Annotated in this window: 23 protein-coding genes and 3 tRNA genes; 17 read left to right on the forward strand and 9 right to left on the reverse strand. The window is 72.7% G+C overall.

Annotated elements, in window-relative coordinates:
- Window positions 1-15 precede the first annotated feature (15 nt).
- A complete protein-coding gene (locus tag ACZ7GX_RS27985; protein WP_498780868.1) occupies window positions 16-786 on the forward strand; it encodes a class I SAM-dependent methyltransferase in 771 nt (256 codons plus the stop codon).
- Between the two features lie 178 nt (window positions 787-964).
- Here the strand turns inward: ACZ7GX_RS27985 and ACZ7GX_RS27990 are convergent, their stop codons facing one another.
- The gene (locus ACZ7GX_RS27990; RefSeq protein WP_498780870.1) at window positions 965-1,636 is read right to left on the reverse strand and encodes an AIM24 family protein; all 672 of its coding nucleotides are present in this window, start codon (window positions 1,634-1,636) and stop codon (window positions 965-967) included.
- A gap of 44 nt (window positions 1,637-1,680) precedes the next feature.
- Entirely contained in the window at window positions 1,681-3,831 is a 2,151-nt protein-coding gene (locus ACZ7GX_RS27995) for an MMPL family transporter (RefSeq protein ID WP_498780872.1), read from the reverse strand.
- A gap of 101 nt (window positions 3,832-3,932) precedes the next feature.
- Here ACZ7GX_RS27995 and ACZ7GX_RS28000 point away from each other — a divergent pair, with 101 nt between their 5' ends.
- The 4 genes from ACZ7GX_RS28000 to ACZ7GX_RS28015 all read left to right on the forward strand — a co-directional run bounded on the left by ACZ7GX_RS28000 (window position 3,933) and on the right by ACZ7GX_RS28015 (window position 7,575).
- The gene (locus ACZ7GX_RS28000) at window positions 3,933-4,652 is read left to right on the forward strand and encodes a response regulator transcription factor (protein WP_498780874.1); all 720 of its coding nucleotides are present in this window, start codon (window positions 3,933-3,935) and stop codon (window positions 4,650-4,652) included.
- Window positions 4,652-6,049: a sensor histidine kinase gene (locus ACZ7GX_RS28005; RefSeq protein WP_498780876.1), complete on the forward strand. Its 1,398-nt coding sequence runs from the start codon at window positions 4,652-4,654 to the stop codon at window positions 6,047-6,049. Before ACZ7GX_RS28000 ends, ACZ7GX_RS28005 begins: the two co-directional genes overlap by 1 nt.
- Window positions 6,050-6,118: 69 nt before the next feature.
- Entirely contained in the window at window positions 6,119-6,811 is a 693-nt protein-coding gene (locus ACZ7GX_RS28010) for a class I SAM-dependent methyltransferase (protein WP_498780878.1), read from the forward strand.
- 176 nt (window positions 6,812-6,987) lie between these two features.
- Window positions 6,988-7,575 (forward strand): DUF7010 family protein, encoded by a 588-nt coding sequence (locus ACZ7GX_RS28015; protein WP_498780880.1) that lies wholly within the window; start codon window positions 6,988-6,990, stop codon window positions 7,573-7,575.
- 14 nt (window positions 7,576-7,589) lie between these two features.
- On the opposite strand, the gene ACZ7GX_RS28020 is transcribed toward ACZ7GX_RS28015, so the two are convergent.
- Window positions 7,590-7,859: a helix-turn-helix domain-containing protein gene (locus ACZ7GX_RS28020; RefSeq protein WP_498780882.1), complete on the reverse strand. Its 270-nt coding sequence runs from the start codon at window positions 7,857-7,859 to the stop codon at window positions 7,590-7,592.
- Window positions 7,860-7,945: 86 nt separating this feature from the next.
- On the opposite strand from ACZ7GX_RS28020, the gene map reads away from it, so the two are divergent.
- Complete coding sequence (gene map / locus ACZ7GX_RS28025; protein ID WP_498780884.1) at window positions 7,946-8,752, forward strand: type I methionyl aminopeptidase; 807 nt, start codon at window positions 7,946-7,948, stop codon at window positions 8,750-8,752.
- Window positions 8,753-8,856: 104 nt separating this feature from the next.
- On the opposite strand, the gene ACZ7GX_RS28030 is transcribed toward map, so the two are convergent.
- Window positions 8,857-11,052, reverse strand: coding sequence for a rhamnogalacturonan lyase family protein (locus ACZ7GX_RS28030; RefSeq protein WP_498780885.1), 2,196 nt, complete (start codon window positions 11,050-11,052; stop codon window positions 8,857-8,859).
- A 729-nt stretch (window positions 11,053-11,781) separates the two neighbouring features.
- Between ACZ7GX_RS28030 and ACZ7GX_RS28035 the strand changes: the two genes are divergently transcribed.
- On the forward strand, window positions 11,782-13,260 hold the full coding sequence (locus tag ACZ7GX_RS28035; RefSeq protein WP_498780886.1) for a family 43 glycosylhydrolase: 1,479 nt from the start codon (window positions 11,782-11,784) through the stop codon (window positions 13,258-13,260).
- Between the two features lie 71 nt (window positions 13,261-13,331).
- Here ACZ7GX_RS28035 and ACZ7GX_RS28040 read toward each other — a convergent pair whose 3' ends face one another.
- Both ACZ7GX_RS28040 and ACZ7GX_RS28045 read right to left on the reverse strand, forming a co-directional pair.
- The gene (locus ACZ7GX_RS28040) at window positions 13,332-13,853 is read right to left on the reverse strand and encodes an SRPBCC family protein (RefSeq protein WP_498780888.1); all 522 of its coding nucleotides are present in this window, start codon (window positions 13,851-13,853) and stop codon (window positions 13,332-13,334) included.
- A 2-nt stretch (window positions 13,854-13,855) separates the two neighbouring features.
- Entirely contained in the window at window positions 13,856-13,987 is a 132-nt protein-coding gene (locus ACZ7GX_RS28045; RefSeq protein WP_498780889.1) for a hypothetical protein, read from the reverse strand.
- A gap of 259 nt (window positions 13,988-14,246) precedes the next feature.
- Here ACZ7GX_RS28045 and ACZ7GX_RS28050 point away from each other — a divergent pair, with 259 nt between their 5' ends.
- The 9 genes from ACZ7GX_RS28050 (at window position 14,247) to ACZ7GX_RS28090 (ending at window position 20,138) form a co-directional block, all read left to right on the forward strand.
- Window positions 14,247-14,435, forward strand: a complete 189-nt coding sequence (locus ACZ7GX_RS28050; protein WP_498780891.1) for a hypothetical protein — start codon at window positions 14,247-14,249, stop codon at window positions 14,433-14,435.
- Between the two features lie 68 nt (window positions 14,436-14,503).
- Entirely contained in the window at window positions 14,504-14,905 is a 402-nt protein-coding gene (locus tag ACZ7GX_RS28055) for an ATP-binding protein (protein WP_498780893.1), read from the forward strand.
- Window positions 14,847-15,410, forward strand: a complete 564-nt coding sequence (locus tag ACZ7GX_RS28060) for an SPW repeat domain-containing protein (protein ID WP_498780895.1) — start codon at window positions 14,847-14,849, stop codon at window positions 15,408-15,410. Before ACZ7GX_RS28055 ends, ACZ7GX_RS28060 begins: the two co-directional genes overlap by 59 nt.
- 117 nt (window positions 15,411-15,527) lie before the next feature.
- Window positions 15,528-16,136, forward strand: a complete 609-nt coding sequence (locus tag ACZ7GX_RS28065) for a TetR/AcrR family transcriptional regulator (RefSeq protein ID WP_498780896.1) — start codon at window positions 15,528-15,530, stop codon at window positions 16,134-16,136.
- Complete coding sequence (locus ACZ7GX_RS28070; RefSeq protein ID WP_498780897.1) at window positions 16,133-17,398, forward strand: glycosyltransferase; 1,266 nt, start codon at window positions 16,133-16,135, stop codon at window positions 17,396-17,398. Before ACZ7GX_RS28065 ends, ACZ7GX_RS28070 begins: the two co-directional genes overlap by 4 nt.
- A 61-nt stretch (window positions 17,399-17,459) precedes the next feature.
- Window positions 17,460-17,533 (forward strand) — tRNA-Ala (locus ACZ7GX_RS28075).
- 10 nt (window positions 17,534-17,543) lie between these two features.
- A tRNA-Ala gene (locus tag ACZ7GX_RS28080) sits at window positions 17,544-17,618 on the forward strand.
- A 22-nt stretch (window positions 17,619-17,640) separates the two neighbouring features.
- The gene (locus ACZ7GX_RS28085; RefSeq protein ID WP_498780899.1) at window positions 17,641-18,969 is read left to right on the forward strand and encodes an SDR family NAD(P)-dependent oxidoreductase; all 1,329 of its coding nucleotides are present in this window, start codon (window positions 17,641-17,643) and stop codon (window positions 18,967-18,969) included.
- Complete coding sequence (locus ACZ7GX_RS28090; RefSeq protein ID WP_498780901.1) at window positions 18,966-20,138, forward strand: leucine-rich repeat domain-containing protein; 1,173 nt, start codon at window positions 18,966-18,968, stop codon at window positions 20,136-20,138. The genes ACZ7GX_RS28085 and ACZ7GX_RS28090 overlap by 4 nt, the downstream gene beginning before the upstream one ends.
- Before the next feature lie 156 nt (window positions 20,139-20,294).
- On the opposite strand, the gene ACZ7GX_RS28095 is transcribed toward ACZ7GX_RS28090, so the two are convergent.
- The gene (locus tag ACZ7GX_RS28095) at window positions 20,295-22,145 is read right to left on the reverse strand and encodes an ATP-binding protein (RefSeq protein ID WP_498780903.1); all 1,851 of its coding nucleotides are present in this window, start codon (window positions 22,143-22,145) and stop codon (window positions 20,295-20,297) included.
- The gene (locus tag ACZ7GX_RS28100; RefSeq protein ID WP_498780904.1) at window positions 22,142-23,566 is read right to left on the reverse strand and encodes a vWA domain-containing protein; all 1,425 of its coding nucleotides are present in this window, start codon (window positions 23,564-23,566) and stop codon (window positions 22,142-22,144) included. Before ACZ7GX_RS28100 ends, ACZ7GX_RS28095 begins: the two co-directional genes overlap by 4 nt.
- A 28-nt stretch (window positions 23,567-23,594) precedes the next feature.
- On the opposite strand from ACZ7GX_RS28100, the gene ACZ7GX_RS28105 reads away from it, so the two are divergent.
- Window positions 23,595-23,670 (forward strand) — tRNA-Gly (locus tag ACZ7GX_RS28105).
- Here ACZ7GX_RS28105 and ACZ7GX_RS28110 read toward each other — a convergent pair.
- Window positions 23,668-24,507: a hypothetical protein gene (locus tag ACZ7GX_RS28110; protein WP_498780906.1), complete on the reverse strand. Its 840-nt coding sequence runs from the start codon at window positions 24,505-24,507 to the stop codon at window positions 23,668-23,670. The two genes, ACZ7GX_RS28105 and ACZ7GX_RS28110, sit on opposite strands and share 3 nt — an antisense overlap.
- Window positions 24,508-24,643 lie beyond the last annotated feature (136 nt).

Genomic DNA, 24,643 nt, shown 5'->3' on the forward strand with positions numbered 1-24,643 from the left:
GGCGGGGGTGGGGCAGTGGGAGAGCGGGGCCTGCTCGGCTCGTCGTTCGGCACGGCGGCGGCCGCGTACGCCGAGCACCGCCCGGACTACGCGCGGGCCGCGGTGCGGTGGGCGGTGGAGTTCTCGCCCGGCCGGCGGGTGCTCGACCTCGGCGCCGGCACCGGCAAGCTGACGGCCACGCTGCTCGCGTCGGGTGCCGACGTCGTCGCGGTCGAGCCCGACCCGGCGATGTTGACCGAGTTGCGCCGCGCGTTGCCGGGCGTCCGTGCCCTGGCGGGTAGCGCGGAGGCGATCCCCCTGCGGGACGCGTCCGTCGACGCGGTCCTGGCCGGCAACGCCCTGCACTGGTTCGACCTCGCCGTGGCGGGGCCGGAGATGGCCAGGGTGCTCGCGCCCGGCGGTGTGCCGGCCGGCCTGTGGAACGTGCTGGACGACCGGGTCGACTGGGTCGCGGGACTCACGCGGGTCGCCGGGAGCGCGGCGGTCGGTCCGCGTGACACGGTGATCAGTTGGCGCGCGGCGACGGCGGGCCTGCACCTTCCGGAGACCGGGGCCGCCCGGTTCGGCTCACCGGAGCAGGTCGAGTTCCCGCACGGGCAGCGCCGCACCGCCGACTCCCTCGTCGCGACGCTCGCGACCCGCGCCGGGATGCTCGTCATGCCGGAACGGGACCGCGACGCCACGCTCGGCGCGATCCGGGCCTTCCTCGCGAGCCGACCGGAAACCGGCCGGGGCGGGTTCACCCTGCCCATGCAGACCGGCGTGCTCCGCGCCCGGCGGCTCTGAGGGCCGGTGTCCTTCGATCGGTTGTCGGTCATCGCCGTTCGGTGACGGTCACGGTGTCGCCGTCGGCACCACGACTCGCGCCGGACGTCGCGCTACGAGTGCGATCCCCACGGCGTCGCGGACATCGTCCACAGAGGACCCGCGGCCGGGCGTGAGCACGACCCGGCCCCGGTGCGCGTCACTGCTTGGGCGGGGTCGGGTGGCCTTCCGACGCCTGCACGACGACGATGCCCTGGCCGGACAGCGCGAGCTGGTACGCCTCACCCGAGCCGCGCCCGATGGCGGCGCCGAGCTTGGCGGTCTTGCGGATCGAGGACTGCAACGAGGTGGACCACAGGACGGAGGACTGCATGTCGACGTACGTCGGCACGTCCACGTTCAGCACGACCGGCGTGCCGAAGGCGGTGACGGCGAGCGCGCCGGTGCCGGTGAACGTCGTGTTGAACAGGCCGCCGCTGAGCATCGACGCGCCTTCGACGCGGTTGATGTCCCACGTGAGCGTGCTCTCGAACGCGAGCACGTTCCGGCCGTTGACGGTGACGCCCTCGTCCTCCAGGTAGAGCACGAACACCTCGTCGGCGTCCTGGGCGAGGAACACGTCCCCGCTGCCGGACACCTTCATCAACGACATGCCCTCACCGGTGAAGGCCTTCTTGAACAGCTTGCCGAGACCGCCGCTGCCCTCGTAGGCGAAGTCGACGTCGCCCTGGTAGGCGACCATCGACCCCTGCTTGGCGAAGAAGAACCCGCCGCTGCCGGTGAGGTCCACCTTGAGCATGCGGTCGTTCTGCAACTGGAAGCTGCCGGGCTCGACGGACCGCTCGGCGTGGTTGAACAGTGAGCTGCGCATGCCCCGATAGTGCAGGTGATCACCGGCGGACGCACCACCGGGGGTCACGCCGGGTCGCCGAGGAGGCGGTCCTCGCGCAGCGGCGACGCCGGCACGCGCAGCACGCGGGCTGCCCACGTTGGCAGCCACCAGTTCCACCGCCCCATCACCGCCACCGCCGCGGGCACCAGCACCGACCTGATCAGCGTCGCGTCCAGGACGATGCCCAGCGCCACACCCGACGAGAAGACGGCCACGTCCAGCTCACCGCCGAACGCCATCGAGGCGAACGACAGGAACAGGATCAGCGCCGCGCACGTCACCAGGCGCCCGGTGCGCCGGACCCCGTGCACCACGGCGGTCGTGGTGTCGCCGGTGCGGTCGTACTCCTCGCGCATCCTCGCGATGATGAACACCTCGTAGTCCGTCGACAGCCCGTAGAGGAACGCGAAGACGGTGATCGGCACGAACGTCCCGATCGCGCCGTCCGGCCGGAGACCCAGCAGCGCCTCGGTGCCCCACCCCCACTGCCACAGCAGCACCATCGCGCCGAGCACCGCGCCCAGCGACAGCAGGTTGAGCAGGATCGCCTTCAACGGCAGCAGCAGAGACCGGAACGCGCGGGCCAGCATGACGTAGGTCGCCACCGACAGCAGGGCCAGCATCCACGGGAACGCGGTGTAGGTGACGTCCACGTAGTCCACCTGCTGGGTGACGTTGCCGCCGACCAGGGTCCCGTGCGGCACGGCGTCGACCACGCGCTCGATGGTCCGCTCACCGGCGGTGGTGCCGCCCTCGTCCGCCGGGATCACCGTCACCAGGGCCGATCCGTCCCGCTGCCAGGCCGGGTCGGCGGCGGTCACCGCGCCGTGCACGCCGGGGACGTCGCGCAGCCGAGCCACCACGTCCGCGGCGGACGTGCCCGCGGGGACGAACACGTCGAACGAGGTGAGCGTCCCGGACGGGATGCCCGCGTCCCGCAGCGCCGACAGCCCGTCCCTCGCGGGACCGGACCGGGCCAGGTTCGCCGTTTCCGGCACCTTGAGGTTGAGATCCGTTGCGACCAGCGCGAGCGCGGCCGGCACGCCGCCCGCCAGCACGACGGCGACCACGCGGAACCGCACCACGCCCCGCGCCCACGACGCCCACCAGCGGCCGGCCGGCTCCTCGCGCCGGTCGACCCGGTCGAGCCGACGTCCCGCCGACGACAGCACCAGCGGCACCAGGGTCAGCGTGACCAGCGCGGACGCGGCGGTGACCAGCGTGCCGCCGACGCCGAGGCTGCGCAGCAGCGGGATCGGCAGCACGATCATGGTGATCAGACCGATGGCCACCGCGCCGCCGCTGAACACGATCGCGTGGCCGGCGGTGGCCATCGCGCGGTGCACCGCGGCGTCACCCTCAACGCCCCGCGCCCGCTCCTCGCGCCACCGGGTCACCAGGATCAGCGCGTAGTCGACGGCGATGCCGATCCCGAACAGCGGCAGCATGATCAGCGTCGTCTCGTGCACGTCGATGAAGGCGCTCGCCACCAGCAGGCCCACGAACGACACCGGCACCGCGACGAACGCCGTCACCAGCGGCACGAAGGCGAGCGCGGACCGGAACACCCAGGCCAGCACCGCGACGGCGGCCGCGATGGTGACCAGCAGCTTGACGGGCACGTTCAGCCCGCCCGCGTCGGCTCCGGTCGCCAGCGCGTCCAGGCCCGTGACGTGCAGCTCGGCGCCGGCCGGCAACTCCGGCCGCAGGGCCTCGGCGATCGCCGCGTCGAGGTCGGAGCCCTCGCCGAGGGCGCTGCCCGGCAGCCCGCCCTGCTCCACGGGTCCGCCGAACACCAGCCCGAACGTGGTGCGACCACCGTCGCCGACGAACACCGGGTCGCCGGTGTCGGCGAAGGACACGACCCGGGCGTGCGTCGCCGCGGCGACGGCGTCGAACGCCTCGCCCAACGCGGCTCGCACGCCCGGCGAGGAGACCGTCGTGCCTTCCGGGAGCGTGATCACCGGGACGAACGGGCGCTCGTAGCCGCCCGTGCCGTAGGTGGAGGCGATCCGCTGGTTCGCCTCGTAGCCGGGCAGACCGGGGTAGGCGTTGCGTTCGGACACCGAGGGCAGCACCAGCGCGATCGCCGCGCCGCCGGCGAGCAGCAGGGCCGCGGTCAGCACGCCGACCAGGCGCTTGCGGCCCAACACGAACCTGGACAGGTTTTCCATGGCGACCAGGTCACCAGGCGGATCTTCCGGGCCGCTGCGACCGTCCTGGGAGTTCTCTGTCAAAACCGGATCACGCGCCGGCGCTGCGGCACACTGTGCGCGTGACCGACAGATCGACCCGAGTCCTGGTCGTCGACGACGAGCGCTACCTCGCCGACCTGGTGGCGACGGCCCTGCGCTACAAGGGTTTCGAGACCGCGACGGTGAACTCCGGCGGCGAGGCCCTGAGCCGGGTCGGCACGTTCGGGCCGGACCTCATCGTGCTCGACGTGGTGCTGCCCGACACCTCGGGCATCGACCTGTGCCGCCGGCTGCGCCGCGACGGCGTCCGGGCGCCCGTGGTGTTCCTCACCGCCCGGGACGCCACCGAGGACAAGATCACGGGCCTGACCGCGGGCGGCGACGACTACGTCACCAAGCCGTTCAGCCTGGAGGAGCTGGTCGTGCGGGTCCAGACCGTGCTGCGGCGGACGAGCCCGGACGCGCGCGGCGGGGCCGTGCTGCGGTTCGCCGACCTGGAGGTCGACGAGGACGCGCACCGCGTGCGCCGGCACGGCGAGCCGGTCGACCTGACCCCGACCGAGTTCAAGCTCCTGCGGTACCTGGCGGCCAACGCCGGGCGGGTGCTGTCCAAGCGGCAGCTCCTCGACCACGTCTGGGAGTACGACTTCAACGGCAACGACGGGGTCGTGCAGACCTACATCTCCTACCTGCGGCGCAAGGTCGACGCCTTCGAACCGCCGCTGATCCACACCGTGCCCAGGGTCGGCTACGTCCTGCGGGTCCCGGACGGGTGGCCCCGGATGGGCTCGTCCACCTGATGTCGCTGCGCACCCGGCTCGTGCTGACCATGGTGGGCCTGCTGGTGCTCGCCCTCGGCGCGTCGGTCGGCGCGATCTTCGGCGCGTTGCAGGACTGGTCGGGTGACGTCAACGACGACGTGCTGGCCTCGGTGGGCCACCGGTTCCGCGAGGACGTGCTCGCGGGCATCGGGCCGACGGCGGTCGACGGGCCGCTGCGTGCGGCGGCGGAGCAGGGCCAGGTGCCGTCGTTCTTCCAGGTCAGGACCCCGGACGGCCGGGTGCGGGACACGGCGGCGGTCGGCGGGGCGCCCGACCTGGCGGACCCGCTGCCGGCGGCGCTGTGGCCGGGTCCGGTGACCGCCGGGAACCCCGACGGCGGGCGGTTCGCGGAGGTCGACCCCGACTGGCTGGTCCGCACGTCGAGGGTGGCCGGGGGCGGCGACGTCCTGGTCGTCGCGATGCGCACCGAGGACTACGCCGAGCTGAGCTCCCGGGTCGCCAACGTCGCCGTGATCACCAGCGCGGTCGCCCTGGTCGGGCTGGCCCTGCTGTCGCTGCGCGCGGTGCGGCGCGGTCTGCGTCCCTTGGAGGACATCTCCGACACCGCGGCGGCGATCGGTTCCGGCGACCTCGCCCGGCGGGTCGAGGGTGCGGGTGCCGACACGGAGGTGGGCAGGCTCGGCGCCGCGCTCAACGCGATGCTCGGCCAGGTGGAGTCGGCGTTCCGCGAGCGTGAGGACTCCGAGCAGCGGCTGCGGCGGTTCGTCGCGGACGCCTCGCACGAGCTGAGGACGCCGATCGCCACCATCCGCGGGTACGCCGAGCTGTTCCGGTTCGGCGCCGCGACCCGGCTCGACGACCTGGCCACGGCGTTGCGCCGGATCGAGTCGGAGGCCGAGCGGATGGGCGTGCTGGTCGACGAGCTGCTCCTGCTCGCCCGCCTGGACCAGGGTCGACCGCTGGAGGCGCGGCCGGTGCGGCTGGCGGACCTGGCGGCCGAAGCCGTGGCCGACGCCCGTGCGGCGTCACCGGGGCACGTCTTCGAGGTGGACGCGGAGCCGGTCGCGGTGGTGGGCGACGAGGACCGGTTGCGCCAGGTGCTGGCCAACCTGCTGGCCAACGTCGCCCAGCACACGCCAGTGGGCACGCGGGCGGTGGTGCGGGTGCACGTCGCCGGTGACCAGGCCGTGCTGGAGGTGGCCGACGACGGCCCCGGTGTCGCCGCGGACCACGGCGATCGCGTGTTCGAGCGGTTCTACCGGGGCACCTCGGAACGGGTGGACGGCCGCGGCGGGGCAGGACTGGGCCTGTCCATCGTCGCCTCGGTGGCGGAAGCGCACGGTGGGTCGGCGTCGCTCGCCGGGGTGGGGGAGGGCGGCGCGGTGTTCACCGTCCGCCTCCCGACACGCGGCTGAGACCGGCACGGCGAACGCGGCCGTGGAAAGTCGGTTGCCGGGTTCCCGGTCCGAACTAGGCTGCGGCCAATGACCGACAGTGCGTTGACCGCGGCCGGGCAGGACTGGGAGACGCAGGCGCGGAACTGGACCGCCTGGGTGCGCAAACCCGGCTTCGACTCCTATTGGCGCTACCGCGACGCGTTCTTCGAGCTGGTGCCGACCGCCGGCCGGGCCACCCTCGACCTCGGCTGCGGCGAAGGCCGGGTGTCCCGCGACCTCGTCGAGCGCGGGCACCGGGTCACCGGCATCGACGCCTCGCCCACCCTGCTGGAGGCCGCGCGACAGGCCCACCCCGAGGGTCGGTACCTGCTCGCCGATTCGGCGGACCTCCCCTTCCCGGACGACAGCTTCGACCTCGTCATCGCCTACTGCGTGCTGATGGACGTCGACGACCTGCCGGGCACCGTCGCCGAGATCGGCCGGGTGCTCGAACCGGGCGGCAGGCTGTGCCTGGCGATCACCCACCCGATCACCAACACCGGCAGCCGCCGTGACGGCGTGTTCGTGCTCGACCGCCCGTACTTCGGACGTCACCGCTTCGAGGAGGAGGTCGTGCGGGACGGGATGGCGATGAAGTTCCAGGGGTGGAACCACCCGCTGAGCGCCTACACCACGGCCTTGGAGGACTCCGGTCTGCTCATCGAGGCGCTGCGGGAACCGCAGGTCGACAACGACACGGTTCCTTGGCACCTGTGGATCAGGGCAGTGCGCCCGCAATAGCTCCGGGACCGGTCCGATCGACGATACCTGCGCTGAGATAGCGGTCTCAATAGCTTCAGTGTTGACAGAAATGAATTCAAAGTCCACATTGGCGGATGTGCAGCAGTGCCCCGCTCGGGACCAGCGATTTCTCGACGTGTAGGTAAGTGTCGGGCAATCGCGACAGTGGGGGCGGCATGAGTGACGAGCAGTTCACCAAGGGTCACGTGATCACGTTGGTGATCACGTCGCTGATCGGTGTCGGGTTCGGCGGCGGGTGGTGGTTCTCCGGCGTCGGGTCGGTGACGGGCGGCGCGACGGCGTTGGCGGTGGTGGGTGTCGCGATCGTGCTCGGCCTGATCGGTTGGGCGGTCCACTTCGGCCGCTCCGGCGGCGGGCTGCCCCCTGGCGGCGGCCGGTCCGACAGCCCGTTCGGCAAGGGGTACGGCATCGCGGTGCTGCTCATGCTGATCGGGATCTTCGCCGGCTCACGGCTGCTGGCGCACCTCGACCTCGCCCAGGCGACCCCGGCGTGGGTCCTGTTCGCCGTCGGCGCGCACTTCGCGCCGTTCGCGAAGCTGTTCGGCGCCAACCGGTACCTGCTGCTGGCCGCGCTGCTCTGCGGCACGGCCGCGCTCACCGTCGTGCTCGGCGCGGCGGGGCTGGAGTGGGCGTGGCGACTGGTGCCCGGCTTCGGCGGCGCGGCGGTGCTGTGGGGGACGGTGGTCGCCGGCCTGCGTGACGGGCAGCGGCAGGTGGCACGGGCCGCCGTCCACGCCGGCTAGGAGGACGCCGCCGGCTACGAGACGGCTTTCAACGGTTGGTCGGCGCCGCGCCAGGTGGCGGCCAGGTCGTGCAGCGGCACGTCGAGCGCCTCGCTGAGGCGGACGATCGTGCCGAACCCGGGTGACGGCAGCCGTCCGGTCTCGATCTTGCGGAGCGTCTCCGGCGAGATGCCGGCCGCGTGCGCGACCTCCGCCGCGTCGCGTTCCGCTCGCGCGCGGCGCAGCAGGGCGCCCAGGCGTCGGCCGGCTTCGAGCTGCTCGGGGGTGAGCGGTTGGCGGACCATGTCCCCAGGATAGGGTTGGTATAGTTATACCGGCAAGTGCTACGGTGACGGTATAACTATACCAACACTGGGGCGCGAGGTATTCCGTGATCGAGTTGAAGACGCCTGCGGAGATCCGACGCATGCACGTGGCCGGGCGGTTCGTCGCCGAGGTCCTCGCCGAGGTCGGCCGGCTCGCCGAGGTGGGCGTCAACCTGCTGGACCTGGAGCACCACGTGCGCGGCATGATCCAACGGCGTGGGGCCGAGTCGTGCTACTGGGACTACTCGCCGTCCTTCGGGAGCGGTCCGTTCCGCAACGTCATCTGCCTGTCGGTCAACGACGCCGTGCTGCACGGCCTGCCCCACGACTACACGCTGCGCGACGGTGACGTGCTCAGCGCGGACCTCGCGGTCGGCATCGACGGCTGGGTGGCCGACTCGGCGCGCACGGTCATCGTCGGCACCGCCGCCGAGGAGGACCTGCGGATCATCCGCGCCACCGAGGAGGCGTTGGAGGCGGCGATCCGGGTGGCGCGGCCGGGCAACCACCTGGGTGACATCTCGGCGGCCATCTGGGCGGTGGCCCGCGACTACGGCTACCCGGTCAACACCGAGTTCGGCGGCCACGGCATCGGCCGCACCATGCACGAGGACCTGCACGTGTCCAACAAGGGCCGGGCGGGTCGCGGCCTGAAGCTCCGGCCCGGGCTGACCCTGGCGCTCGAACCGTGGTTCACCCGCACCACCGACCGGATCGTCTACGACGAGGACGGCTGGACGATCCGCTCGGCCGACGGCTCGCGCACGGCCCACTCCGAGCACACGATCGCCATCACCGAGGACGAGCCCTTGGTGCTCACCCGGCGTGACTCGGAGGACCCCGCGACGATTCCCGCTCGGCCGTCCGCGTAGGACTCCTGAGGGCCCCACGGGTCCGCGCATCCCACCGGAAGCCGCCCGCCGCCTCTGGGACGCCCGCGGCGGGCGGCTTCTCGGTTCACCTCACGCGGACGTGCCTACCTCGACGGGTAGGTGATGGCCGGGCGGGGCGGCGTGGCCATGTTCGCGCCGAGGAAGTAGTCGACGTGGTGCGACTGCATGTAGCCCTTGAGGGTCATGGCGTTGCGGTAGGCGGGGTTGTGGGCGAGCGTGTACAGCCTGGTGCCGCTCGGTCGGTTGGTGGTGAAGATGATCAGTTCGTTGAAGGCGGCGTTGGTGTAGAGGACCTCCTCGCGCCAGTCGCCGAGGATGTCGCCGTAGATGACCGGCGAGTTGCCCTGGGCCGCGTCGACCGCGCCGTACTGCGAGGTCGTGAGCAGGCGCGGGACGCTGTTGGTGGTGGTGGGGCTGGTCGGGTTCCACTTCTCGAACTTGCCGTCGTTGAGCAGTTCCATGGTGGTGTCGCCGTCCCAGTACAGGCCCAGCTGCGGCCAGGGCTGCAGCGAAGTGCTCGACTGGGTGAGCCGGTTGGTCGGCGCGTTGTACAGGCCGGAGAAGGCCCAGACCTCCATGCCGGGGTGGCGTGGGTCGATGTCGCCCGCCATGCCGCGGCCCACGTCGGCGGTGCCGGATTCGGTGTGGCGCCAGATGATGTTGCCGTTGGCGGCGTCGTAGTAGTAGTCGCGCAGGCCGCTGGGGTTGACCTGCTGGACGCCGTAGCCCTCCAGCCCCGGACGGCCCGGGTCCAGGTCGGCGATGTGGAAGCGGTCGCCGTGCACGACGCCCGCCGGCCCGAGGGAGTAGCGCAGGCGGCCGTCGCCGTTGAGCACGAACCCGATCTCGGCGATCTCGTCCTTGCCGTCGCCGTCGACGTCGATGATGCGGGTGTTGTGGCCGTCGGGCAGGTTCTGGTTGCCGCGCAGGAACTTCCACTGCATGGTGAGCGCGTTGCCGGTGAACCGCCAGGCGGCGAACATGAGGTTGAAGTCGCCGCTGCCGATCCGGTTCTTCATGAACGCCACCAGGCTCGGGTTGACGCCGTCGAGGTAGCCGACGCCGAAGCGCGCGTACATCGGGCCGTCGGCCAGGTAGTCGGTCGGCACCGGCGCGGTGGCGCGGGGAGCGCCGGTCATGCCGTCGAGGATGGCGATGAACTGGCGGTTGTCGTCGCTGTTGGTGAACCTGGTCCCGTTGCCGAAGGTGACGCCGTTGGCGATGCGGACGGCGACCTCGGCGCGGCCGTCGCTGTCGAGGTCCTGGACGGTGACGCCGTCGTTGTGGCCGACGTCGATCGTCGCGGAGCCGCCTTCGATGTTGTTCTGGTTGGTGCTGTTGGGTCCCATGTCGACCTGCCAGAGGAACCGGCCGTCACGGCGGTAGGCCTCGATCTTCTGCGGCGAGGTCTGCCGGTCGAGCACGTAGTCGTACTCGCCGTCGCCGTCCAGGTCGCCGACCCAGAGGAACTTCACCGCGCCGCCGGCGCGCAGCGGCACCCGGATGACGGGCTCGACCGCGCGGTTGGCGGCCAGGGTGAACGCGCCGCTGGGCGCCTGCTCCGCGCCGTTGACCACCGGGCGCACCCGGTAGCTGTTGGCGCGGGTGGCGTCGGCCGTCGAGTCGGTGAAGTTGGTGCCGCCGGTCAGCACGGAGGAGTTGAGCTTGACCTCGCCGCCGCCGTCGGTCGACCGGTAGACGTTGAAGCCGATGCCGGTCGGGTCGAGCCCCAGCAGCCGCCAGCTGACGAGTACCTCGGTGCTGCTGGAGCGCACCGCCACCACGCCGCGGCCGAGGCTCTCCATCCGCCTGGCCCCGTCGGAGCCGCCGTCGGTGGTGGTGACGTCGAGGTAGTCGATGTTGGCCAGGCCACCGGTGGTGGTCGCGGCGAGCCGCACGGTGTTCGCGCCCGCGGTCACCGGGACGGTGATCGTCCTGGTCGCCCAGGTGTTCCACGCGCCGGTGCCGTCGAACGCGGAGCCGGCCTGCACCACCGCGCCGTTGACGCTGATGTCCGCCGGCCGGTTGGAGGAGCCGTTGGCGTACCGGATGGCGAGGGTCGCGGCGCCGGCGGTGGTCGCGTTGACCGTGAACCGCGCGGACGCGCCCACCGCGCCGTCGGAGTCGCAGAACCCGGAGCCGGAGTAGCCGGAGTGGTTCGAGGCGACGGCGCCGTCACAGGTGGCGGGTGAGGCCTCGGCCTCGTACCGGGTCGTCGCGGCGTGCACGGCGGGCGCGGACACCACCGCCACCGCGATACCGGACAGGACTGCGGTCACGGCAACGACTGCGGACGTCTTTGTCGGTCGTCTCATGATGGTCCCTTGACGTGTCGGGTGTGGCACGCACCCCGACGATCGGACAGTTCGGTTGTGGCGGTGTGCGTCGATCCGGCGGCGAGCGCGCTGCGCACCAGGGAGCTGCGACGAGGAACTGGGGGCATCGGTGCCTCCACGTCGGGGAACGGCAGCGCGTGCGGGCGACCGCGTGAAAACGGTTACCTCGCCCGGTAGCGAACCAGGCGACCGGAGCGGCTGTCAACATCCGGTCGCAGCGGGCTACCTCTTCGTCAGCAGCGAGATTGGTGGTGCCCGTGCGTCGCGGCGATGGCTGAAAGCGTTTTAACGATGCTCGCCTGCCGTGATCTGGCTCCTTGGTGACGGCCCGTCGACTCCACCGGTGATGTTGTGAGCGCTAACCGACGACGATTCGGGCTCGACGATCGGGTCTTGCTCGCGACGAAAAACTTGCGCTACGGTGCTGCGGCACGCTCTCGACCGTTCCGATCGACCGGGCTTCCCGGTGGAGCCCCTGCTCTCTGCGCCTGTCCACGGCCATGTCACGACCCTCTTCGCGGGGTCAACCGTGTGGCGTAGTTGTTAGCGCTAACAGAAGTGGTGCCGGGAGGGTTCCACGTCAACCGCAGGGTCCGAACCCTCCGAGGGCTGTCACCCGGGCCCGAACTGTCCTGTCAGGACCTCGCCGGACCTGCCGACCCAGGAGTTCTCATGCTGCTTGCCCATCGGCGTGGTGCGGGCCGGCGAGCCCTGTCGCTCGCCGTCGCCCTGGTCGCCGCGCTGTCCGTGATCCTGGTGGTCCAGGACCGCGCCGACGCCGCGCCCGGCCCGTCGTTCACCAACCCGGTCGTGCCCGCGCCCAACAGCGCCGACCCGACACTGGTGCAGCACAACGGCCAGTACTACTACGTCGCCACGACGTGGACCTCCGACATCCTGATGCGGCGGTCGTCCACGATCGCCGGTCTGCGCAGCGCCCCGGAGACGCGGATCTTCACCGCGACCCAGAACGAGGGCTGCTGCACGATGTGGGCCCCGCACCTGGAGCAGATCGGCAGCCGCTGGTACCTGTACTACTCGGTGGAACCGCGGTCCGGGTACGGGTCGCGCCGCACGCACGTGCTGGAGAGCGCCGCGAACGACCCGGCGGGCCCGTACACCTATCGCGGTGTGCTCAACCTGATGCCGAACAACGGCTGGGCGATCGACGGCGCGGTGCTCAAGCTCGACGGAGCCCTGTACTTCCACTACTCGGCCTTCCACGCCGACGGCCTCCAGTCGATCTACATCGCGCCGATGAGCAGCCCGACGACGGTCTCGACGCACGGCACGCGCATCTCCGCGCCCACCCTGGCGTGGGAGCGGCAGGGGCAACCGGTCAACGAGGGGTCGTTCGCCCTGCAGCGCGGCGGCCGGACGTTCCTGACCTACTCCGCGAGCTACTGCGGCACCGCCGACTACAAGCTGGGCATGCTGGAGTACCGCGGTGGCGACCCGTTGGCGCAGAGCTCGTGGACGAAGTTCGCGAACCCGATCTTCCAGCGCAACGACGCCGCCGGCGTCTACGGCCCCGGTCACCACTCGTTCTTCACCTCGCCGGACGGCGCCGAGACCTGGATCGCCTACCACGCCAACGACTCGGCGTCCCAGGGCTGCGGCAAGACGCGCACGACGCGGGTGCAGAAGATCTCCTGGAACGCCGACGGCACGCCGAACCTCGGCGTGCCGGTCTCCACGTCCACCGTGCTCCAGGGGCCGTCCGGCGAGACCGGCGGCGGTACGCGCGTGCGGATCCGCAACGAGCACAGCGCCCTCTGCCTGGACGACTACAACCTCGTCACCACACCGGGCGCGGAGGTCCGGCAGTGGACCTGCAACAACCTCGCCGTGCAGGACTGGTACCTCACCCCGGTCGGCAACGGCTACTACACCGTGGCCAACGGCCACAGCGGGCTGTGCCTGGACAACAAGGACTGGGGCACGGCGGCGGGCTCGCCGGTGCAGCAGTGGTCGTGCAACGGCCTCGCCGTCCAGCAGTGGCGGCTGACGACGACCAACGGCACGACCACGCTGGTCAACCGGCACAGCGGGCTGTGCCTGGACAACAAGGACTGGGGCACGGCGGCAGGTTCGCCGGTGCAGCAGTGGACGTGCAACGGGCTCGCCGTCCAGCGGTGGCTCGTCGGCTGACCGCCTGACCTCGTCCGGCCCGCGGGGCCGAAGAGGATCGTCAGGTGTTCGTCAGGTCCGGCGGGCGCCGGTCAGGGCATGATGGTGTGGCGACTCGCGGGGGCGGTACCCACGCGAGTCGACCACTTTTCAGCCACCCCGCGCCTGTCCGCCGTGCGGGCGAGCCGTTCCGCCGGCGGGGGAGCGCAGCCGGGAAATGCCGGAGAGGTCCCGCGTTCCGCGCCGACCGCCGTGACGAGCGCTTCGAGCGCGTCGGCCAGCCAGTCGTCCAGGCGGGGCGCGGGGAAGCCGTCGGGACCGGTCAGCCGGACGGTGACGGCGCTGCGGCCCGGTGCGACGCGCAGGACCCGCAGCGTGCCGAAGCACGTGGGCGACGACCGGCCGCCCCAGTCGATCCGCAGCTTGTCCCAGTCGACCGCGACCTGCCGCTCGACGCTCTGCTCACCGAGCCACAGCCGGACCAGGTTGGGCCCGTACCGCTCGACCTCGACGCCGGCGGGCAGCCACGCGGACAGGTTCTCCAGGTCGGTGACGAGGTCGAACACCGCCTCGGCGTCCGCCGGCACCGACCTGGTCCGTTCCGCGAACGCCATGCTCACCTCCGCGCCGCGCGGTCGCGTCCCACGACCGCGATGGGCCGACGTGCGCTGATCGCGCGGCGGAAGGTCTGCGGGGGGACGTCGTCGACCACGGGCTGCTCCGGTTCCGTCTCGGGGATGTCGTCCATCCTGCGGGCGGGTGGCTGGTGGCTGACCTGACGAGTAGCTGACAAATCTTCACATCAGGGGTCGGGGGGTCGGGTCGGCGACGGACAGCTCGGCGCGTGCGGGGATCGCAAGCCGAACGCAAGGTTCACCCGCGCCGTTCTCGGCCACAGTGGTACACGCTCGTCGACGACGATTCCTGTGCACGACCGGGCGTCGGCCGCAACGCGGCGGCCGACGCCCGCCTCCCCGCCCCCGCTGAGAAAGTCGAGCTCCGGCAGCGTGACCGCGATTCCGGCCGAGCACGATTCCGCCGCACTCCTGCTGATCTGCGACCACTGCGGTCGGTCCTACGACGGCGGCCGGCCGCACGCGGTCTGGCGGCTGCTGTGGACCCACGCGGTCGCGGACGGGTGGAGTGGCCGCGACCGCGCGATCGGGCCGCACTCGTGCGTGCACTGCGCGGCGTGAACCCGGCGCACCCGCGACCGAAAGGCGATCGTCAGGTTCGCCGAGGCCGGTTCACGGGATGCTGGAACGTGTACTTCGAGCGTCAACCCCGTGATCCGGCACGCGGCCACGACACCGTCGCCCTGGTCATGGAGGACCACGACTCCCCGCCGGCGCCCGAGGTCGCGTCGTGGTTGCGGGAGCGCGTCGGCGGTCGGCCCGGCCAGGACGCCCGGCGGGTGGGTGTGGTCGTCGGCGAGCTGCTGGACAACGCCCGGCGCCACGGCGAGCCGCCCTACGTGCTGGAGCTGACGACGGACGAGTGGACCGACACGCTGACGATCCGCGTCCGCGACCACGCGCCCCGGCACAGCGCGCCGTGGTCCCTCGGCGCCGGGCTGCTGATCGTGGACGGCCTGGTCGAGCAGTGGGGTGTCGTCTGGGCGGCGGCGAGCACGACCGTGTGGGCCAAGGTGCGGTTCGCCGACTGACCCCGTCCGCACGGCCCGGTCGGGCACGCCGACCGCAATCCCGCACCAGGAGGTCGCCATCGACCACGAACTCGACCACTCGTTCCGCGTCGTCGGCGCCCCACCGCCGCGGACGCCGCGCCGCTACGCGATCGCCGCCCGGCTGAGCTCGGGTGCGTTCCTGCTCGGGCTGTGGCTGGTCGTGTCGCCGTTCGCACTGGGTTACGGCGTCGTCGGGACCTGGTTCACCGGCCACGGCAACGAGGTCGTCACCGGGATCGTCGTCGTGGTGGTCGCGCTGACCGGCGCGATGGCTCCCGCGGACGCGAGGTGGTCCGGTCCGGTGCTGGTCGCGGCGGGCGCGTGGCTCGCCGCCGCACCGTGGCTGATCGGCTACCGCGACCAGGTCGACCCCACGGCCGCGACGGTCAACGACCTGGTGGTCGGCGGTGCGGTGGCACTGGTCGGCGTCACGGTCACCCTGGTGATCCGTCCACTGAGGACCGCGAATCCGGACGCCGGCTGAACCCGGCGCTCTGGCTGGTCGGTCGGGGAGGAGGGATCACGGTCCCCGGCGGTGTCCGGCGTCAAGATCGCGTCAAAGGACGTGCGCCGGGCTGAACATCTGTTCAATACTCTGTACATGCGTTCAGTCACGTCCGACTTCACCGCCCGCGCCCGCATCCGCGACGCGGCGCTGGCCCGGTTCGGCGCCGACGGCATCGCGGGCGCCTCGGTGCGGGCCATCGCCGCCGACGCCGGCGTGTCGCCCGCCCTGGTCGTGCACCACTTCGGTTCCAAGGAGGGACTGCGGAGGGCGTGCGACGAGCACGTGCTGGCGGCCATGGACGTCGACGACGACCTCGACGTCACGGCGCTGGCCGACCTGCTCGCCGCGGCCACCCCGGTCCGCCGTTACCTGGCCCGCGCGCTGCTCGACGGCGCCGAGAGCGCGACGGCGCTGTTCACGACGATCGTCGACCGCACCGAGAAGTGGCTGGCCGGCGGCGAGGCGGCCGGCCAGGTCCGGCCCACCGGCGACGCGCGGGCACGCGCGGTGGTCTACGTGGCCTGGCAGCTCGCGCCGCTCGTGCTCGGCGAACAGGTCGGGCGCCTGTTGGGCGGTGACCCGGCCGAACCCGCCACGGCCACCCGGGGCGCACGCGCCGGGCTGGAGATGCTCACCAGGGGAGTGTTCACCGACGACCGCTGGCTGACCGCGTTCACCGAGCTGGACGGGGGCGGACGATGAGGGCGTTGCTGGTCACCCACGGCACGCGCGGCGACGTGCAGCCGATGCTGGCCCTCGCCGTGGCGCTGCGTCGCGCCGGCCACGAGGCGCTGCTGGCCGCGCCGGGGTCGTTCGCCGCGACCGCCGCCGAGCACGAGGTGGAGTTCGCCGCCCTGGACGAGGGGCCGAACCGGCTCGTGGACGACCCGGTGGTGAAGCAGGCGGTCGAGGGCGGCTACCGGGGCCTGCGGGGCAAGATCACCGCCGTGCGCACCGCGCGCCGCATCAAACCGCTGATGGCGCGGGTGCTGCACGACCTCGGCGACGTCGCCCGCGGCTCCCGTGCCGACGTCGTGGTGCACACGCCGTCCGTGCCCGCCCAGCACGTCGCCGAGATGCTCGACGTGCCCGCCGCCGTGGCCGCCCTGCAGCCGGGCTGGGTGCCGACGAGCCTGTTCCCGTGCCCGATGGTGCCCCTGCCGCGCCTGCCCAAGGCCCTCAACCGCGCCACGTACCTGACCGTCTCCGCGACCCTGCGCGCCTTCGCCGGCACCGTCGACCGCTGGCGGGTCGGGGAACTCGGCCTGTCCCGCCGGCGGAACGGCCACGACCTGCTGCACGCACCCGACGGAGGCCACCGGTCGGTGTTGCAGGCGTTCAGCCCGCTGGTCACGCCGGTCGACCCGGACTGGCCCGCGCGGGTGCGCACCACCGGGTTCTGGTTCCTGCCCAGCAGACCCTGGTCGCCACCGGAGGCGTTGGCGCGGTTCCTCGCCGACGGATCCCCGCCGGTCTACCTGGGGTTCGGCAGCATGGCCGGCCGTGACGCCGAACGCACCGGCCGCACCGTGGTCGACGCGGTGCGCCGGGCGGGCGTGCGCGCGGTGCTGGCCACCGGGTGGGGAGGTCTCGCCTCCACCGGGTCGACCGACGTGTTCGTCATCGACCAGGCGCCGCACGACGTGCTGTTCCCGCGCGTGGCCGCCGTCGTGCACCACGGGGGCGGCGGCACCACCGGCGCCGCGTTGGCCGCCGGTGTGCCGCAGGTGGTGTGCCCGTTCGTGGCCGACCAACCGCACTGGGCGCAGCGGGCGTACGCGATCGGCGTCGCACCGCCGCCGGTGCGGCAACAACGGCTCACCGCCGACACGCTCGCCGAGGCCATCACCACCGCGGTGAACGACCAGGAACTCCGCCGTCGAGCGGACCGGATCGGCGGGCTCGTGCGGGCGGAGAACGGCGTCGCGCACGCCGTCACCGCCCTGGAAGACCTCCTCCGCTGACGGCCGGCTCGCCGTCGGGGGACGGTTCGGTGTCGCGCGGCGATAAGATGCCGCCCAATGCCCGGGTCGTAGCGCAGAGGCAGGCGCTCCGCACTGGCAGTGCGGGTCACGCCGGTTCGAATCCGGCCGCCCGGGCAGGCTGTCCGGTCCCGTAGCGCAGAGGCAGACGCGCCGTCTCCGCAAGGCGGACACGCAGGTTCGAATCCTGCCGGGACCACCACGAGCACGGAAGACGGGCGGGGATGGACGAGGAGGAGCAGGCGGCGTTCCACGCGGCCGTCGCCAGGCTGCGCGCCCTGCCCGCCGACGACCCGGTGCGGCTGCGCGCGGAGCGGGTCGCGGAGTCGTTCGTCCGCGACGGCAAGCAGCGGCGCAGGAAGGTGCGTGCGGCCGAACGCGCGGCGGCCGACGCGGCGGTGGACGCCACGACCGCCACCGGCGGCCTCGATCGCCGTGACGACGCCCCGCTGCACGTCGAACCGGCCGCGCCGGCACGTCCGCTCGCCCGGTCCCGCCGCTGCTACGTCTGCAAGGCGGGTTACCGGCTCGCCGACGCGTTCTACCACCGGCTGTGCCCGACCTGCGCGGCGGAGAACGCCGAGCGCCGGGCGGCGCGCGCGGACCTGGCGGGACGCCGCGCGCTGCTCACCGGCGGCCGGGTGAAGATCGGCTTCCACCTCGCGCTGATGATGCTGCGCGACGGCGCGGAACTGATCGTGACCACGCGCTTCCCGCACGACGCGGTGCGGCGGTTCCGGGCCGTGCCGGGCAGCGAGGCGTGGCTGGACCGGCTGTCGGTCGTCGGCATCGACCTGTGCGACCCGCGCCAGGTGCTCGGCCTGTGCGAGTCGTTGCGCGAGGAGGGCCGGCCGCTCGACATCCTGGTCAACAACGCGGCCCAGACCGTGCGCCGACCGCCCGAGGCGTACGCGGCCCTGATCGGCGGCGAGACCGGCGCCCTGCCCGCGAACGCCCGCCTCGCACCGGGGTTCCGCCCGGTGCCCGTGCTGGGGAACGGCCGCCGAGAGCTCGCCCTCGTGCCGTCCGCGGTGGAGCTCGACGAGGCCGGGTTGCTGCCCGACACCGCGCCCGCCAACTCCTGGTCGGCGCACCTCGGCGAGCTGGACCCGACCGAGGTGCTGGAAGCGCAGCTGGTCAACGCGCTCGCGCCCACCCTGCTGTGCGACCGCCTGCTGCCGCTGCTGCTGGCGTCGCCCTTCCCGCGTCGCTACGTCGTCAACGTCTCGGCGGTCGAGGGCCGGTTCGCGGTCCGGAACAAGACCGCCCGGCACCCGCACACCAACATGGCCAAGGCCGCGCTCAACATGCTGACCCGCACCAGCGGCCCCGACCTGGCCCGGCAGGGCGTGTACATGTGCGCGGTGGACACCGGGTGGATCACCGACGAGAACCCGGCGCCGAAGAAGGCCCGGCTCGCGTCGAACGGTTTCCGCACGCCGCTCGATGTCGTCGACGGCTCGGCGCGCGTCTACGACCCGATCGTGCGGGGTGAAGCGGGCGCGCCTCTCGCCGGCGTCCTCCTCAAGGACTACCGCGAGGTGGACTGGTGAGCCCGCTGCGACCCCGTCCGGGCGACCTCGAACCGCTGCTGTCGTGGCTGCGCACCGGCGGCACGGCGGACCGGCGGCTGGACTTCCCGTCCGGGACGGCGCTCCCGGACGGTCGCCTCGACCTGTGCAAGCAGGCGCTCGGGCCGACCGGGGCCAGGCTGGTCGCGGACGCGCTGCGCCCCGGCGTGGTCCGGCACCTGCTGCTGGGCACCGACGAGCTCGGCGACCAGGGCGCGGCCGAGGTGGCGGGCCGGGCCGTCGAACGGGAAGTGGAGACGCTGTACCTGGGCTGCAACGGGATCACCGCCGGTGGCGCCTGCGACATCGCGGACAACCTGCGCGCGTCACCGCAGGCCGCCCGGGTCACCGGGATCTGGCTCAAGCGCAACCCGCTCGACGGCGGCGCGGGCGAGGCCGCGGCGGGGATCGTCGAGGCCGCCCGCTCGCTGCGCACCCTCGACCTGGTCCAGACCGGGCTGGACGCGCCTGGCCTCGCCGTCCTGGTGGACGCCCTGGTCACCGCCGGCGCGGCCGGGCGTCGGGTCGAACGCCTCTACGTCGGCGGCAACCCGCTCGGCGCGGAGGGCGCGGCGCACCTGGCCGTCCTCCTGCGGGCCGACGTGATCAGCGAGCTGTACGTGTCCGCCGCGCGGCTCGGCGACCGGGGCGCGGAGACCGTCGCGGAGGCGCTCGTGCCGGGTGGGCGGCTGCGGCGGCTCTCGGTCGCGAGCAACGGCATCGGACCGGCCGCCGCCACCCGGCTCGTGGCCGCGGCCGTGACCGCGGGCGTCGAGGTGTGCGACCTCGGCCGGGTGAAGGCGGCGGGCGTCCTCGGCGCGCGGGACAACCGGCTGGACGAGACCGCGACGACCGCGATCGCCGCGGTGCTCGCCGCCCGGCCGCACGGGTTGCGGCACTTGGTCCTGAGCGACACGGGGATGCGCAGCCGCGAGGCGCACCGGCTGCTCGACGGCGCGCAGCGCGCGGTGACGCCGACGCGTTTCGTGCTGGGCAAGGGCATCGCCACCAGCGTCCGACGCCGGTTGGACGCGCTGAGCACGGACATCCCGGCCCATCCCGCCCCGCATGCCGACGTCTCCGCCGTGCGCAGCGTGCACCGGCAGCCACCACCCGACCAGGGACCACCCGCCCCGCTGCCGCCTGGCTAGCCTCCGCCCGGCTCGCCACGGCCGGCCTCCGCCCGCTCGGCGCTGCCCGGCCAGCTCTCGCCCCGGTTGGTCACCACCTGGCTCGCCGCCCTGCTCGTTTCCCACCCCGGCTCGCCACCGCCCAGCGAGCCGCCGCCCGATCAACCAGTCAGCCGGTCAGCCCTGACGAGCCATCCGCGCGAACGTGTCCACCCAGAACCGCTGCCGGTCCTCGGCGACGCCCACCAGGTACGTCGCCCGCAGCTTCGGCGGCAGCAGGGCGACCAGCCGGACCACCACCTTGCGGTACCGGCGCAGCTGCGACAGCTCGGCGTTGGCGAGCACCTGGTGGACCACGTCGCTGTCGTTCGTGCCCTCGCCGGACTCCTCGCGCGCCCGCCGCAACCTGCCCTCCCACGCGTCCACCTGCCGCGCCAGCTCGCCCAGCCCGGTGACCCCGCGCTTCGCCAACCGGTCGACCAGCGCGGTGAGCGGGACGGGCGCGTACTCGCCGTCACCGAGGTAGATCGTGGCCATCTCCAGCGGCAGGCCGCGTTCGTGCAGCTTCACCAGCCGCTCGACGGTGCGCTTGGTGATCCACGCCCGGCCGTCGTCGTCGATGTCGTGCTTCCACCACTCCAGCACGGTCTCGGCGACACCGCCGTAGGTGCTGATCAGCCACTCGTTGGCGGGGATGTCCTCCGGCTCGACGGTGAGCGAGGCGGTGAACCTGGTCGCCTGCGCGATGTTGTTGCGCGACACCAGGAGCTTGCGGCCGAGGTGGTACGGCGGGTTCTGGATCGCGACCTGCGCGCGGAGGTTCTCGATCCGCCGGCCGGCCAGCGACCACTCCTGCGTGATCTCCATCAGCTTGGCGAACGCCGCCTTGTCCTTGGGCCGGTTGTACTCGTCCCACACGATCGCCTTCGGCTCACCACCGGTGAACTGCCTGGCCATCAGGTTCTCCAACGTGCCGTCGGCGGTCGGGATCGGCGCGCACAGGTCCTCGACGTTGGTCACCGGCAACGAGAAGTACAGCGGCTCCCGGCCCAGTTCCTCGCGGATCGTCTGCCGGACCAGCTGGGTCTTGCCGCAGCCGGGCGGCCCCTGCAGCAGCACGCTCCACCGGTTGCGCACCGCCGCCCGCAGCACCCGCCGCACGGGGTCGGGGACCGTGGCCGGGTTCGGCACGCCGAGCGCGGTGGCGATCCGGTCGAGGACCTCCGCGGTGCGGTCGCGGTCCCGGCCGCGCCTGCCTTCCGCGCGCGGCTCCACCAGCCGCAACCGCTCCCCGTTGACCAGCGGCAACCCCCAGCGCAGCGGGAAGCCCTCGCGGGCGTTGGCGAGCACGTGGTCGACGGTGCGCGGCGACAGCAGCTCGCGCGTCGCCGGGTCGAGCGACTTCCAGACGTCGAACACCCCGCGCAGGTCCCAGTCCCGGTACTTCGCCGCGAGCGTCGTGCGCCACGCCGTGTCGTTCGCGGTGACGCGGGCGGTGACCATCCGGTCGAGGATCGCCAGGTCGCCGCGGCGGGTGGAGGTCTCGGCCAAGGACTCGTTGTCGCTGAGGAACACGCCGACGCAGCCGAGGGCGCGCAGGTCGTGCTCGCCCAACGTCCAGTCGCAGGCGATCTGCATCAACTGCGACTGGATCGTCTCACCGGCCTGCAACGAGTCGTCGATCAGCAGGACGAACCGCTTGCCCGGCTTCAGCTGGCTCATCACCAGCTGCCGCAGCACGAGCTCGCCGGTGGCCGCGTCGCGCACCGGCGCGTTGATCAGCAGGTCGTCGGGCGTGAGGTTGGCCGCGGGCACGAACACCAGCTCGGTGTCCGGGTACGCCTCGGCGATGTGGGAGAAGAACGTGGCCGTCTTGCCGATGCCGTGCGCGCCGAACACCTGCCCGGTCTGCCCGATGTCGATCATCGCGTCGATGAACGCGGACAACCCCGACCCGCCGGTCCAGCCCTCGGGCGGCACGGGGTAGGTCGCGTTGGGCCGCCACGGCGTGCTCTTCGTGTCGCTCATCGGCCTGCCGTCCGGGTCACTGGCCGCACGCGGTGGCAGGCCATCGGTGGGTCGTGGGCATCCGGCCAGTCGTCGCCGCTCGGCGTGATCAGCCAGATCCACTTGTCGGGCTCGGCGGGCGTGACGTGCGGGGCGTGGCCGTCGGTCAGCACGACGACCGCGTCGGCCCGCTCCTCGAACGGCACGCCGTCCAGCGCGGTGCGGCCCTCGACGTAGTCCACGACGGCCTGGAAGCTCGTGCCGCCGCCACCGAGCACCGCCTGACCGGGTTCGAACGGCATCACCACGCCGTCGAACGACAGCCAGTGCGCCTCGACGCCCTCGATGCGGCCGACCAGCTCGGTCATCCACTCGACCACGCCGGCCGGCATCGAGCCGGACGTGTCGTAGGCGATCACCAGCACCTTGTCGCGCTCCGGGCCGCGGCGCGACAGCACGGGGTCGTGCCCGAGCGCGGCCAGCACCGCGCCCCGCTTCCTCGGGTACACCAGCCGTTCGCCCTGGCGCAGCTTGGACGCCAGCACGTCGACCAGCCACCGCTGCCACCAGTCGACGGTGCCGGTCCGCGCGGTCGTGCCGCGCAACGCGCCCGCGCCGAGCGAACCCCAGATCCGGGCGGCCCGCTCGGACGCGCTCGCGGTGCGGTCCATCAGGTCGAGCAGCTCCGCCTCCGCGCTCCCGTGCCCCCGGCGTGCCGCGAGCAGGGAGTTCAGCAGCACCGAGGACGCGGTCGCGTCGACGGTCTGCTGGTCGGCCGAGACGTGACCCGGCACGAGGTGCACGCACAGGGGCGCGGGCACCGGCGGGTTGCGCATCCGCTTCAGCTCGCGGTACACGGCCAGGTCCGTGTCCAGGAAGTCGTCGTAGGACAGTGGTTCGAGGCCCTGGGCCGTCAGGTCGGCGACGTAGTCGGTGTGGACCTCCCGCGGGTCCACACCGGTCGGTCGCCCGTCGAGGCGGGGGAGCGCGGCGCGGCGCAGCCGGACCATCGCCACGTGGTTGATCGCGACCTCGGCGGCGATGGCGAACACCGGGTCCTCGCGCAGTTCCGGTTCCGCGAACAGGTGCCGGTGCACCAGGTGGCGCGCCTCGTGGAACAGCACGAACTTGACGCCGTCCAGCCCGATGCCGACGAAGAAGTCGGGGTTGAACAGCAGCAGGCACGTGCCGTCACCGGAGGCGACGACCGCCGCCGTGTCGATCGCCGTGGTCGGGAGCTGGTGACGGCACTTGGAGAACAGCCAGGACGCCACCGCGGACTCGGTCAGCCCGAAGTCCAGCAGCGCCGCCTCCTTGAGCCGCTCGGCCTCGGCGACGACCGACGGCTCGGCCGGCCGCCAGGCGACCAGCGCCCGCCGGTCGGTCAGGTCGACGACGTGCCGCTTCCCGTTGTGCCGGCTGATGACCCCTCCTCGGTCCACCTGTCCGCTGTTCACCTACGATCGACGCGACGGGTCGTAGCGCAGGGGCAGACGCACCGCCTTGCCAAGGCAGATCACGCTGGTTCGAATCCAGCCGCCCGTCACCTGAACGAGGCGACCGCGCCGCAGGTGGGCAGCAGCTCCGCCACCGTGCCGGCGAACGCCGGCAGCACCTGGGCGAGCACCGCCCACGCCTCGGGGTTCGCGCCGAGTTCCCGCCGGACGAGCGGCGTGAGGAACTCCGCGGCCTCACGAGCGCGTTCGGGGAACAGGACAGTGCCGGCCTGGAGCACGTCGAGCACGGCCGCCGCGGGTGTCCAGCGCTCGACGTACTCGCGCGGGTCCTCGACGATGCCCGCCCGCCTCAGCCGGTGGGCGAACTTCGGGTGCGACCCGAACCGCGCGCGCACCTCCGGTGGGCAGTCCACGCGGATCGACAGCGCCCACCGCGCGAACCCCGGCAGCGGCTCGGCGCGGTCCGCTTCGGCGATCTCGGGCCAGTCGGCCCTGCCCACGGCACCCGCCGCCACCCGCGCCGCGGCCATGGACCGCGCCTGCCGCAGTTCGCCGACCAGCCCGGACGGGCCGATGACGAGCGGCGGTGCGCCGTGGGAGCAGCCTGGGGTGTCGCACGTCCGCACCACCGGCAGCGGTCCTTGGGCCGTGCCGAACGGGACGCCGCGGTAGATGTCGCGCTTGATCGCGTCGGTGGCGTGCGCGTGGTGGTACGCCAGCGCGTTCGTGGCGGGGTCGTCCCGCTCCAACATCCACAGCAGCACCGACGCCGGCGCCTGGAGCCGCTGGAGCCACCACGCCCACCACCGCGCGGGATTCGCCTCGGGCTCGTCGATCCCGAGGCGTCGCCGCACGGTCGCGGCGTCGTCCGGGTCGATCAACGAGAGCAGGAAGTGCGTACCCGGGACGTTGTTCCCTTTGTCCACGCGCGGATTCTCGCACGGTGACCCTCCGCGTCCACCTGTATTAGGGCGTGTCCGCCGGGTCATGATCGGGTTTTGTCTGGTGCGGCTCGGATCCAGTCGATGGTCTCGACGATGTCGTTGGTGGCCTGCCAGTGCA

It is taken from the genome of Actinosynnema sp. NPDC037264, from assembly GCF_055603705.1.